The sequence below is a fragment of the Paenibacillus sepulcri genome, from assembly GCF_042647105.1.
Classification (GTDB): domain Bacteria; phylum Bacillota; class Bacilli; order Paenibacillales; family Paenibacillaceae; genus Paenibacillus_Z; species Paenibacillus_Z sepulcri.
This window is the reverse complement of record NZ_JBHRUP010000001.1, coordinates 1,859,212-1,872,704: the sequence shown is the minus strand read 5'-3', so window position 1 is coordinate 1,872,704 and position 13,493 is coordinate 1,859,212. Positions and strand designations below refer to the sequence as shown.

General features: G+C 49.6%; 10 protein-coding genes. All 10 read left to right on the top strand.

Annotated features, from left to right (window positions below):
* Nucleotides 1-261 precede the first annotated feature (261 nt).
* A complete protein-coding gene (gene sigK / locus ACFOLF_RS08265; protein WP_210037962.1) occupies nt 262-963 on the top strand; it encodes an RNA polymerase sporulation sigma factor SigK in 702 nt (233 codons plus the stop codon).
* Between the two features lie 401 nt (nt 964-1,364).
* Entirely contained in the window at nt 1,365-2,306 is a 942-nt protein-coding gene (locus tag ACFOLF_RS08260; RefSeq protein WP_210037961.1) for an aldo/keto reductase, read from the top strand.
* A gap of 310 nt (nt 2,307-2,616) precedes the next feature.
* Entirely contained in the window at nt 2,617-3,918 is a 1,302-nt protein-coding gene (locus tag ACFOLF_RS08255; RefSeq protein ID WP_379114010.1) for an ABC transporter substrate-binding protein, read from the top strand.
* Nucleotides 3,919-3,982: 64 nt separating this feature from the next.
* Nucleotides 3,983-4,876 (top strand): carbohydrate ABC transporter permease, encoded by an 894-nt coding sequence (locus ACFOLF_RS08250; protein WP_210037960.1) that lies wholly within the window; start codon nt 3,983-3,985, stop codon nt 4,874-4,876.
* Nucleotides 4,873-5,709 carry a carbohydrate ABC transporter permease gene (locus ACFOLF_RS08245; RefSeq protein WP_210037959.1) on the top strand — a complete coding sequence of 279 codons (837 nt, stop codon included), beginning with the start codon at nt 4,873-4,875 and terminating at the stop codon, nt 5,707-5,709. The genes ACFOLF_RS08250 and ACFOLF_RS08245 overlap by 4 nt, the downstream gene beginning before the upstream one ends.
* 42 nt (nt 5,710-5,751) lie before the next feature.
* Nucleotides 5,752-6,702, top strand: coding sequence for a nucleoside hydrolase (locus tag ACFOLF_RS08240; protein ID WP_379114012.1), 951 nt, complete (start codon nt 5,752-5,754; stop codon nt 6,700-6,702).
* Between the two features lie 7 nt (nt 6,703-6,709).
* Complete coding sequence (locus ACFOLF_RS08235) at nt 6,710-7,792, top strand: Gfo/Idh/MocA family protein (protein ID WP_210037958.1); 1,083 nt, start codon at nt 6,710-6,712, stop codon at nt 7,790-7,792.
* Nucleotides 7,793-7,877: 85 nt separating this feature from the next.
* Nucleotides 7,878-9,584, top strand: coding sequence for a sensor histidine kinase (locus tag ACFOLF_RS08230; protein ID WP_210037957.1), 1,707 nt, complete (start codon nt 7,878-7,880; stop codon nt 9,582-9,584).
* Complete coding sequence (locus tag ACFOLF_RS08225) at nt 9,577-10,644, top strand: response regulator (protein WP_210037956.1); 1,068 nt, start codon at nt 9,577-9,579, stop codon at nt 10,642-10,644. Before ACFOLF_RS08230 ends, ACFOLF_RS08225 begins: the two co-directional genes overlap by 8 nt.
* A 37-nt stretch (nt 10,645-10,681) precedes the next feature.
* On the top strand, nt 10,682-13,147 hold the full coding sequence (locus ACFOLF_RS08220; protein WP_210037955.1) for a GH116 family glycosyl hydrolase: 2,466 nt from the start codon (nt 10,682-10,684) through the stop codon (nt 13,145-13,147).
* Nucleotides 13,148-13,493 lie beyond the last annotated feature (346 nt).

Genomic DNA, 13,493 nt, shown 5'->3' with positions numbered 1-13,493 from the left:
ATTTGGCTTGGAGGAAGTGAAAAACGGATATGAAGCGTGAAGTGCTGGCGATTGAATGGCTGCGGTGCTAAAAACGAGCCGGGCAGGTTGAAATGCGGCATGATTTTTTTGAACGATTTAACAGAATTTAGTCCCTGAAGCCCCGTACAGGCACGGATGGGCCGCCGCCTACATACACTGTAGAACAGACTTCAGTGTTCACCGGATGTGGGGGGACGACAGTCCGCAGCCGGCAATTCAACCTTGGGGGTGGCCCGCTCAATGCCTGGTTTGTTTGCTGCTATCGCACTGTTCATTAAACAATTAACGCTGCTCGTTTCCTATGTGAAAAACAACGCTTTTCCGCAACCGCTTCAAGAAGAAGAGGAGATCAAGCATCTGCGGCTTTTTGCAGAGGGCAATCAGCATTCCCGAAACCTGCTCATTGAGCATAACCTGCGGCTGGTGGCGCATATCGTCAAGAAATTCGACAACACCGGCGAGGATCTGGAAGATCTGATTTCCATCGGCACGATTGGTCTGATCAAAGCGATCGAGAGCTTCCAGACCGGCAAGGGCACGAAGCTTGCGACGTTCGCCGCCCGTTGTATTGAGAATGAAATACTTATGCATCTGCGTTCCCTGAAGAAGACCCGCAAGGATGTGTCCCTGCATGATCCCATCGGGACGGACAAAGAGGGCAATGAAATTACACTGATCGACATTCTTGGCACGGAAGCCGATGATGTCGCAGACCGGGTGCAGTTAAAAATTGAGAAGAGCAAGATCTATAAAAATCTCGATATCCTCGATGACCGGGAGAAGGAAGTAGTGGTTGGCCGCTTCGGTCTGCTCGCCGGCGGGGAAGAGCGGACACAGCGTGAAATCGCCAAGGAGCTTGGCATCTCGCGCAGTTATGTGTCACGGATCGAGAAGCGGGCGCTGATGAAGCTGTATCATGAGTTTTATAAGGCGAAGCGATAAGGGATCGTGGATGGATCGTTACATCGGGAAATCTAAAGGGGTTCGTAACCCTTTTAGATTTTTTTGGTTTTTGGAGGTTTCGCAAGGTTGGTGGAACATGAGAAACGGTTCAGTTCTCATTCCTTGACCTGTCCAGTAACCAAAGTTTCCGAAGCTGCTCGCTATAGGAAGACGGCAGCTCAATATCGTGTCTGCGGCTGGGCGATGCTAATCCCGACGCCGGATGCCGGGGGTAATTTTTTCAATGAGTTGATTTTGTTTGTCTTGCGATTTAAACTTCATAGTAAAGCGTCCTCCCGGATGATGGGAATGCAGGGCGAAGCACGTTACAGGTAAAAGCCGGACAATAGCATCAATAAGGTCTTGCAAAGGTGTGATTCTAACGACAAGGAGTGATTGGGATGGATTATGTAACTTTGGGCAGGACAGGTTTAAATGTAAGCGTTATCAGTCTGGGTGCCGGAGGAAGCAGCAGGCTGGGCATACAAACGGAGCGGAGCGGACAACATGCCGCGGAGATCGTGCAGAATGCGATCGAACGGGGAATCAATCTGATCGATACGGCGGAGGCTTACGGTACCGAATCCGTGGTTGGAGCCGGATTGAAGCATGTTAAAAGAGAAGATGTCATTATTTCAACCAAATATTCTCTTCGCGAGAACAAGGGATTAAAAAAAGCGGAGGATTTCGAAAAAAGTGTAGATCAAAGCCTGGCCAACTTAAACACTGACTATCTCGATATTTACCATCTGCATGGTGTGGATCATACCGATTATGATTATGCAGTCCAGCAGCTTGTGCCCGAAATGATTAAAATGAAAGAAAAGGGTAAAATTCGCTTTTTGGGAATTACCGAAGCGTTCGCTTCCGACTCGACGCATAAAACACTGGAACGAGCGGTACAGGATAATTGCTGGGATGTCATGATGGTCGGCTTCAATCTGTTGAATCAGAGTGCGCGCGAAAAAATCTTTAAAGCTGCCGTTGCCAAAAATATCGGAGTTCTCGATATGTTTGCCGTAAGAAGAGCCTTGTCTCGACCGGAGGTCCTGATCGAATTACTGAATGAGTTGTTTGAAAAAGGACTGCTGGATGCACGTAAAGTGGACCGCAATAATCCATTGGGCTTTTTGGTGCATCCGGACGGGGCACATAGCATTGTGGATGCGGCTTACAGGTTTTGCAGGTATGAGCCGGGAGTCCATTCCGTGTTAATGGGGACGGGAAATTTGCAGCACCTGGCCAATAACATCGAATCGGTGAGCAGGGGGCCATTGCCTGAGCAGGATATCCAAAGATTGAAAGACATTTTTGCGGGGATCGACAGTATTACAGGAAATTAGAGTTAATATCCAGTTTATGATTCTTAAGTCAGATTAGGATGAACTGTACCGCAGCCGAAGAGCTGCTCGTTGAACATATATACCATTGTGGAGGAGCTTGCTTCGGGCAGCTCCTCTTTCGGTTTTATTGAAGGATAGGGCAGGGCTGGCGTGGCGTGGCGGCAAGCAGACACGCGCTTCATGTTATCCATCTTAATTTATTCCAATTTAACGGGTTAACATTTTCCAACTACAAAAGAGCAAATTAACCCTATACTACTAATTGAGAACGCTTGCAAAGATATTAATGAATATGAAGGGGGATCAGATTTTGAAAAAACAAATGACGGTTTGGCTCGGAATATTACTGTTGGCTGTGACGGTATCGGCTTGCGGCGGGAACAATTCATCGAGTCAGAACAACAGTCCGGACGCATCCGGCACAGCCGACGTCGAACAACCGCAAAAGGTGGAACTGAACCTGATGCTGACGGGGCTTGGGCGTTTCAAGGAGCAGTTCGACCAGTATTTGAAACAGTTTGCGGTTAAGGAGAAAGCGGAGAAGGGGATTGACGTCACTTACAATATGGAAATGCCATCGGACGCCAATTTGCTGAAAACGCGTTTGGCGAGCGGAGACGCACCGGATATATATTCCCTGCATGCCGCTTTTGACGGTCCGGTCTTCGAAAAAGGAGGCTATCTGCCGGATCTCTCGAACGAGCCGTTTGCCGGCAAATTAATAGAAAGCATTCGCAATGTCGTGACGATTAACGGCAAGGTTATCGGTGTTCCGATGGAAAGCTTCTCCTGGAGCTACTTGTACAACAAGGAGATTTTTGAAAAATACGGTTTGAAGGTGCCGACGACGTTATCGGAAATGAAACAAGTGGTCGAAACCCTGAAAAGCAACAATGTGACTCCATTTATGCTTGCTTATAAAGAAGAGAGCTTTCCGGGATGGCTTACGCAATTGAGCTTCGAATCGGTTGCCGCCAAGCAGGTTCCGGACTGGTGGGACCGGATGAACAAGGGGGAAGCGTCCTTCAGCGAATTAAAGGATAAAGGGATGTTCGATATTATCGATCTGGTCAATGCAAACGGGACAAAACGCCCGCTGGAGACCGGCGCGGATGACGGGCTGGCGAAATTCGCGAACGGCGAAGCCGCGATGTTGATTACCGGCACTTGGTATGCGGACAGCATTCTGAAAGCGAATCCGGATTTCAAGCTGGGGCTCGGCGCTTTGCCTGTCAATGATGATCCGGCGTCCACGATGGTAAATCTGGCGGTTTCCACTACGCTGACCGTTTATCCGGAAAGTCCGAACAAAGCGGTTGCCGTCGACTTTCTGAACTACATTTTGGATGACAAAGATTCTTCTGCTTTCTTTGATCAGCTGAAGTTTAACAAAGTAGCCTCAAACCAACAAATCAGCACGTTCCCTTGGACCGAGCAGGGAAACCGATACGTGGAGAGCGGCCACTCGTATCTGGATCAATCCATACCGCAAGCTGCCAATGAAGCGATAGGCAAGATGTCTCAATCCTATTTCGCAAAACAAATTACGCAGGATCAGTTGATTGCAGAATTGGATAAAACCTGGAAAAATTCGCTCAAAGTTCAAAAATAAATCTATGGAGAAGGGCGGCAGCCGTTAACGCTGCTGCTTTTCCTTCCAATAGGCGGTGATTGGGATGTACCGGACTCTGAGATCCAAACCTTGGATTCCCCTGCTGGCTTTCGCGGCGCCGGCGTTGTTCTTTTATGTGATTTTTTTATTGATTCCGACGATCGGCGGCATCTATTACAGCTTTACGGATTGGAACGGTTTATTCCGGCAGTATAATTTTGTCGGCTTCAGCAACTATATCGAAGCGTTCACGGAAGATTCCAGATTCATATATTCGTTGTTTTATACATTAAAATATGTGGTTGCGATTGTCCTATTACAGAATATAGTCGGAATATCTCTGGCGGTATTGGTGGAAAGCCGGATACGCACCCGCACCAAATCCGTGTTCCGTACCCTGTTTTTTATGCCCAATATGTTTAGCGTATACATCAGTACGTTGATGTGGACCTTCATTTTCTCGACGGTATTCCCCCAGCTGGCCGACAAGACTATTCTGAGCTTTCTGGACCAGCCCTGGCTGGGCTCCGCGAATATGGCTTTTGTATCGATCCTTCTGGTATCCATCTGGCAGGGGGCAGGCTACTTGATGGTCATATATATCGCAGCTCTGCAGGGTGTTCCGCGGGATTTGCAGGAAGCTGCAACCATTGACGGAGCGACGCCTTTTCGTAAATTCCTTCATATTACCCTGCCGATGATTATGCCGGCCATTACGATATGCGTCTTCCTGACCCTGAACGGATCTTTCAAGATCTTCGAAGTTGTGTACGCCCTCACAGGAGGAGGTCCCGGCTACAGCACGGAGGTCATTGCCTTTAATATTTATCAGGAGGGGTTTGCCAGGGATTTGCGTTATGGATACGCGACTGCCAAAGCAATGATTTTATTTCTGATTATTTTGGTCATTACGGTGACCCAGGTTGCCGTCTTGAAAAAGAGAGAGGTCGAAGCATGAGGAAATCGAAATCATCCTTTCTCTTCTCGTTGTTGATTGTTGTGCTGCTGGCTTGTGCGACTGTATTTTTCCTGTTTCCCATATTGCTGGCCATAATGAACTCATTGAAATCGCAAGGCGAGATGTTCAAGTCGGTTATTCAATGGCCGAAGGTGCTGCACTGGGAAAATTACCGGTACGTGCTGACCGAAGTTCATATTTTAAGTAATCTGTATAATACATTCGTCATTACATCCTTGTCCATCATCGGAATTATTGTCTGCAGCGCACCTGCCGGATACAAATTATCGCGTACGCCCGGAAAGTTCAGCGCTTTTATCTTTTTTCTGTTCCTGTCTTCCATGCTTATACCTTTTTACTCTATTATGTTTTCACTTATCCAGATGGCGACTGCTCTGAACATTCAAGGCTCGATCTATCGTCTTCCCTTGATCTATATTGGACTTGGCGTTAACTTCGCGATCTTTTTGTACCACGGATTCGTTAAATCCATTCCAAGAGAGCTGGAAGAATCCGCTCAGATTGACGGGTGCGGACAGCTGCAGACGTTTATAAGAATTATTTTTCCGCTGCTCATACCCATTACCTTGACGATCACGATTCTCGATATTTTATGGGTGTGGAATGATTTTATGCTGCCGCTGATTATGCTGACCAACTATAAGAGTTACACGCTTGTATTGCTGGCGAGCACATTTTTCAGTCAGTATTCGAATGAATGGTCCTACATCCTAAGCATTCTTGTTCTCACCTCGCTGCCCGTGATCATGGTGTATCTCTTCTTCCAAAAGTATATCGTTCAGGGCATCGCCGATGGAGCGATCAAGGGCTGACAAGAGAAGGAGAGCGCCATCATAAGAAGGGAGTAACCCGATTTGACCAAATCTTATCCGAAATTGTCCGAGGACCTGCGGGTTCGTCGCCTACAGCCGCCTGCCGGTAAAATCAACATGGTATTGGATACCGATACCTATAATGAAATCGACGACCAGTTTGCGATCGTCTACGCCCTGCTCTCGAAAGACAAGATCAATCTGCAAGCCATTTATGCCGCACCCTTCCACAATGAGCTTTCCGATGGGCCGAAGGACGGCATGGAAAAAAGCTATGATGAGATTATCCGCATCCTGGAGCAAATGAACGAGCCCGCCGGAGGGTTCGTGTTCCGCGGATCGGAAGGCTACTTGCCGGGACCGCAAGAGCCGGTAGACAGCGAAGCGGCCCGCGACCTGATCGCGAAGGCGATGGCCGCCCCCGATGACGAACCTCTTTATGTCGTGGCAATCGCAGCGATCACGAACATAGCGTCTGCTATTTTGTTAGAGCCGTGCATCATCGAGAAGATCGTCGTGGTGTGGCTTGGCGGACATGCGCTCTGGTGGAACGACACGACGGAATTCAATTTGAAGCAGGACGTTCCGGGCGCTCAGGTACTGCTTGACTGCGGCGTGCCGCTTGTGCTGATTCCTGTCCTCGGCGTCACCACGAGCTTGTTAACCACGCTGCCGGAGATTGATGCGCATGTCAGAGGGAAGGGGCGGATTGGCGATTTTCTGGCCGAACGCTTCAAGAACTGCTCCGATGACCACTTCGGATACTCAAGAGTGATCTGGGATATTTCAACGATCGCCTATTTGCTGAATCCCGCTGCTGTTTCAACAGAGCTCGTCCCGAGCCCTTTGCTTACCGACCGGGTCACTTGGAGCAAGGATTCGACCAGGCATTTGATCCGCTGCGCAAGCTTCGTGCATCGAGATGCGGTATTTAAAGATTTCTTTCGTAAATTGGCTGCCGCAGCCGGAGAACAAACCCAAATAAAGGAGTGACCAGGTCATGCATAGAAAAATATTAAACGTTGGCTTGATCGGTCTTGGCGAAGTTGCCCAGGTCATTCATCTACCTGTATTGGAATCGCTTCCCGATTATTTCCGGATCACGGCATTATGCGATATATCCCCCCGTTTGCTGGAGCATCTGGGGCATCGGTACGGGGTTGAGAATCTGTATACGGATATGTCCGATCTGGTCAAACAAGAAGATTTGGATGTTGTTTTTGTCCTCAACAGCGATGAATATCATGCCGATTGCGCGATTGAGGCGATCAGCCGCAATAAGCATGTATTCATCGAAAAGCCGATGTGCCTAACAAATGCGGAAACGGATGCCATTATTGCCCTGCGCGACCGGCATCAAGTCGTCGTGATGGTCGGCTATATGCGCCGCTACGCGGCCTCCTTTGTCGAGGCGGTACAGGAAATCGGGGGACTTAAGAACATCACGTACGCCAGGGTCAGGGATATCATCGGGCCGAATCACTATTTCATTCAACCTACCAGCCGAACGGTTTCCTTCGATGATATTCCGGAGTCGGCCAAGGCCGACCGGAAGGCCAGGGCGGAACAAATGGGCATCGCAGCGACAGGGTTGAAGCCTGAATCGCCAATATTCGGTGTTTACCGTTTCTTGACCGGCTTGGGCAGCCATGATTTGTCGGCGATGCGGGAGGCTTTGGGAATGCCGCAGGGAGTCATTGGAGCCAAAGTTTCGCAGCAGCAGGGAAGTATATTCCTTACCGCTATATTCGACTATGGCCATTTCTCCGTCGTCTATGAAACGGGTATGGATCAGCAGGGCAGGTTCGATGCCCATATTGAGGTTTACTCCAGTCATAAATCTGTTAAAGTACAATATGATACGCCGTATATTCGCCATCTTCCTGTCAAATTATTCGTCAGCGAAACGGAAGGAGAGACCTATAAGGAATCTGTAATCAGACCGACGCTCACAGATCCTTATACACTCGAATTGAAGGCTTTGCACCAAGCAATAACAGAGAATGGAGCGGTGAAAACGACACCGGAGGATTTCAGGGAAGATCTGCTCCTATTCGAAATGATCATAAATAAGTTAAAATAGAGGTATGCCGAATCGACTGCGTATAAAACTGCTTATCACCTGCCGATCATTCATGGAGTCCTTCTCCGGCAGCATTAAAAAAAAGATGTTTCTGGTACTGGTGCTGCTGACCTGCATTCCGCTCATCATGTTAACCGTTGTCGCCATCCATAATGCCCAAGATCAGCTGGAGACTGAGATTATGGGGTCGAACTTATCCAAAATCGAGTGGTCCGGAACTTTTCTCGACGATCAGATTCAAATCCTGGACCAGATTCTGTTCTCCGTGATGAACGATCAGAGCGTTACGCAATTCATGGAGAACGCGCAAAACCAGGATGAGGCGCTTGATTTCACTCTGCAGAAAAATCTGTTCGCCATATTGTCGTCGCAAAATTTGGCGAACCTGAACAGAATAAGCGAGATCACGGTGTTCAAGAAAGAGAATGAGCGAAGTTATTCCGTCCGAAACGGCGAAGAACGGGTTCTTCCCAATCCAGGGACGACAGCCCCCTGGAACTCGCCCGGAGGCAGAAAACCGGTATATGTTTTCGTCCCGGACTCAGACCAATTTACCATGTACCGCAACTTATACCGGTTTATTGACCGCAAGCTGGTGGGCGGAGTCGCTCTTCAAGTGAACTGGAGCATGTTCGATCCCATCTTCAAGTCGCTGGGCAGCGATGATAAAAGTACAATCCTGGTTCTGGACGAGTCGGGAAATGTCGTGAACATCCCCTTTGAGGGCAGCTCTGAAGCAGTACTAACGACCTCTGTGGTGAAACGGATCGAACAGCATTCCGGGGAACATTTTCTCAAAGACGACGCCCATTATATTTTTTACCAGTCTTTTGCGGATGGCAAAATGACGATCGTGAAAATGATTCCAACCAGCGTCGTATCCGCGAGCAGCAACAATACGTTAAGGTTCGGGATTGGGATCGTGACGATTCTGATTATCGTTTCTGTTACCGCTTCCAAATTTATCGCGGACAGAGCGGTTTCTCCTATATTAAAGCTTGTAAGGGCTATCACGTGGACCGAGGAGACGAACAGCGACATCTATGTCGGACATAACCGCAAAGATGAAATCGGCTGGCTGGAGCAGAAATATGCCCAGATTATCCGATCGCGATATCAGATTTACATTGAGAAAAGAACAGCCCAATTGAAAGCGCTGCAGGCGCAGATTAATCCCCATTTCCTGCATAATACCCTGCAATCGATCGGAGCGATGGCTGTAATTAAGGATGTCCCGGAAATTTACCACATCATCCAGGCGATCAGCAGCAATCTGCGATATACGATGGGAATGGGAAATGACCTTGTCACTTTGCAGCAGGAATTCGATCATGTCAGCAATTATCTGGTCATACAGAAATTCAGAATCAAGGATAAAATTACCGTAGAATGGGAAATTGATCCCTTTGCAGCCGACTGCCTCATACCGCCGCTCACGCTGCAGCCCATTGTTGAAAACGCATTCGAGCATGGATTCCAGCATAAAAGAGGAAGGTGGATCATCGGAATCAGGACGCGATGCGACTGGGAAAAGCTGTACATTGAAATTACCGATAACGGTACCGGTTTATCCCCGCAAAGGGAGCTTGAGCTCAAACAAAGCTTAATGCGCAATATTGAAGAGATAATCGAAATTAAAGAAAGCATGGCTCTCAGCAACATCCAGGCACGCATCAAGACCCAATTCGGATCAGAATACGGATTGGAAATCGAAAGCACGCTTCATGGCGGAACTCAAGTGACCATTGTGATCCCAAATACGTCCGTACAGGGAGGCGGTTCAAATGGCTAAGCTGCTTATCGTGGAAGACGAATCGTTGGTTCGCGATCTCATTAAGAAATTCGTGGCGCAGGCTATTCCGGATATGGAGATCATCGGCGAAGCGGATAACGGGGAAGATGGCCTCCGCATGATTCAGGAACTGAATCCGGATATCGTCATTACGGATATGAAGATGCCTCTCCTTGACGGAATCGAGCTGCTGCGGATCCTGGATTCGAATCAGCCGAATATGAAGGTGATTGTCCTGAGCGGGTATGATGACTATAAGTACATGCATCAAGCGTTACGCTCGGGTGCGGTTGAATACCTGCTGAAGCCGGTGGATCCCGGACAATTGACCCAGGCCTTGCAATTATGTCTCAAGGAATTGCAGCATTATCGCCACCAATTATCCGAGGTGCTGGTGACCCTTCCTCCCGGGATACTGGCTATATTGAACGATTACAAGAAAAATGCCGCCGCGCATTTGAACGAGTTAGCCATCAAGTCTGTAGAAGACGTGTTGACGGCATGCATCAGCCATCTGGATTCTCAGTTCGATTGCGGATCGGCGCAGTGGCTCCGGATCTACCATGAGTTTCTGATTACTCTCGAACAATTCACGGCGATGGAAGGACTGGAGCTGAACGGTGTGCTTAAAGAGAAGGATCTTCTTGGGCATATGCCGTCAAAGCTCAATGCATCGGATGTACTTGAAGCGATCAAAAGAATTTATAGAGAAGCGATGGACTTCATTCTTGTCATAAGAAGGGACCGCAAAAAAGTAGACTTACAGCAGATCTTCGATTATGTTCAACAACATTACGCGGATGACATTTCCCTGGGGTCGCTGGCACAGCGGTTCTACGTGAGCAGGGAGTATCTCAGCAAAAGCTATAAGCTCCAGTTCAGGGAAAACATCATGGAACAAATCATTCGCCTGCGCATGCAATCCGCTAAATCCTGGGTGATGAAGGATGACATCCAAATCAAACACATCGCGAAGAGGGTAGGCTACGAGGATGCTTCCTATTTTGATAAAGTATTCAAAAAATATTATGGTGTGTCCCCCTCGGAGATGAGAAAGTAAATATGGCGCGCGCCGCATCGGAATGGAGAGATAAATAGTGAATCGGAAATCCGCTCAAGGTACGTATTCAGAGAGCCGCAATTCGCATGTTGCATTTCCGCTGGGAGGAATCGGCGCCGGCATGTTTTGTCTGGAGGGAACGGGCGCCATGTCTCATTTCTCCCTTCGCAACGCACCGGACATTACCCATGAGCCGCTGATGTTTTCTGCAGTTTGCGTGAAGGACAGCGAGGGCAGCCTGGCACGGGTTCTGGAAGGGCCTGTGCCGGATTGGAAGGTGTTCAGCCACCGGTCGGATCGGTTTGTCGGTCCTGGAAACGGGCTCTTTGGCAAGCATTATGGACTGCCGCGCTTTAAAGAAAGCGTATTTGACTCGAAGTTTCCGTTCGGAACAGTGGAGCTTCGCGATCCGAAAGTACCTGTTGATGTGACGATAACCGGTTGGAGCCCATTTATCCCCTTGAATGCCGATGATTCGAGCTTGCCGGCAGCCGGACTGGAATTTACATTCACTAACCATACGGATCGGAGCGTAGAGCTCGTCTATTCTTTTCATGCGGCTCATTTCATGGAGGAGGGCGCCGGCAATCATCGCGTGATCCGTGCGGAATCGGGAAACGGCTTCGTCCTGGATCAGCCGCCCATTGAACATAAGCCATGGGCGCAGGGGGCGTTCAGCGCTGTTGTCGATCATCCCCATGCGGCCGTGGACTGTGCCTGGTTCAGGGGAGGCTGGTTTGATCCGTTGACGATGATCTGGGAGGATATCGAGTCCGGACGCTGCCAGGACAAACCTCCGGTGGACACGGGTAAGCCAAGTCCGGGGGCGAGCATCTTCGTACCGATGGAACTCCAACCGAATGAGCGGCAGACGATCCGCCTGCTGCTGTCCTGGTTCGTACCCGAAACGAATTTGACTGTAGGTGTTCCCGCCGCAGTTCGGCAGCAGAGCGGTAACGAAGCTGCGGACAAACCGGCATTTCATAAACCATGGTATGCCGGAAGGTTTAAGGATGTAGAGGAGGTTGCCGATTATTGGCTGCGCAGCTATATGCGATTACGTGAAGAGAGCGTCCGGTTCAACGACAGCTTCTACGGCACGTCGATGCCTGCCGAGCTGGTGGAGGCGGCGGCGGCGAATCTGTCCATCCTGAAGTCACCGACCGTGCTCCGGCAAACCGATGGCAGGTTTTGGGGATGGGAGGGCTGCGAGGATACGAAGGGCAGCTGTCACGGAACCTGTACCCATGTCTGGAATTATGCGCAAGCTCTGCCTCATCTGTTCCCGGAGCTGGAGCGTGGAATCCGCGATACCGAATTCGCGGAAGGTCAGGATGAGCATGGTCATCAGAACTTCCGCATCCCGCTGCCGATCGTTCCGGCAGATCACGATTTCCATGCCGCAAGCGACGGGCAGCTCGGCGGCATCATGAAGGTATACCGGGAATGGCGAGTCAGCGGAGATACGGAGTGGCTGCTCGCAATTTGGCCCAAGGTGAAAAAGAGCCTTCATTACTGCATGGAAACCTGGGATCCGGATGGGCTGGGCGTACTCTCGGAGCCTCATCATAACACCTATGATATTGAATTTTGGGGTCCCGACGGCATGTGCACATCGATCTATCTAGGCGCGCTCAAGTCAGCCTCGCTCTTGGCGGAAGCAGCCGGGGATCAGGCCGAAATCTACAAGTCCTTGTACCGCAAAGGCAGAGACTATATGGACAAAGAACTGTTCAACGGTGAATATTATGAGCAGAAGATCGTTTGGCAGGGGTTGAGAACACCATCTCCGACAAGCGGGGAACAGGCTTGGAATGTAAACTATTCGGCTGAAGCACTCGAGCTGATGAAGGAAGAAGGTCCGAAGTACCAGTACGGACAGGGATGCCTGTCAGATGGCGTCATTGGAGCCTGGTTGGGAGAAATGTGCGGGCTTGAGGACGTATTGGACCGGGATAACGTCCGCAGTCACCTGCTCAGCATCTACAAATACAATCTGAAAAGGGACTTGTCGGAGCATGTGAATCCGCAAAGACCCGGTTTCGCGCTTGGCAGCGAGGGCGGACTGCTCCTGTGCACTTGGCCGAAAGGCGGAAAGCTTACGCTGCCCTTTGTATACAGCAATGAAGTATGGACGGGGATTGAATATCAGGTGGCCTCCCATTTGCTCTCGCTCGGCTGCATAGAGGAAGGCCTGGATATCGTACGGATTTGTCGTGACCGTTTCGACGGCCGGACGCGCAATCCGTTTAATGAGTATGAATGCGGCCATTGGTACGCGCGCGCTATGGCTTCCTACGGTCTGCTCCAAGGCTGGAGCGGGATCCGCTATGACGCATGCGACCGGACAATGTACTTCACCAAGAAGGCGTCTGGTGACTTCAGCAGCTTCCTCTGCACATCCAGCGGTTACGGCATAGTCGGCATACGCGGGGGAGAACCCTTCGCAGACGTTAAATCGGGTAATATCGATATCGAACATTTCCGGTTGAAAGAAATTTAATATACGGGCAGCCTAGCTGCTGCCGGAGGGAAACGACTCTACAACGTTATAACTGTGGGTGGTTTTCACTTTGCCATTTATGTGACCAACGATATGGTATGATGCTCATGAAATTCATAATTGAAGAACTTTTTGCAGCTCAAGGCTTGTACCGCTCATTTTGGGAGAAAGGCAACAAGGCACGGAACAGGACATACTTCGCCAGACCTTGGCTGCATAAATAACTCGGCGAAGCAGTGGCTGCAGATACCGGGAAGCAATAATATAGTCGTCTCCAACAACCGCTGCTTGACGGACCATTATCCGCTGAAGCAGCGGTTGTTTTGCTGAATCATCAATCGGTGCA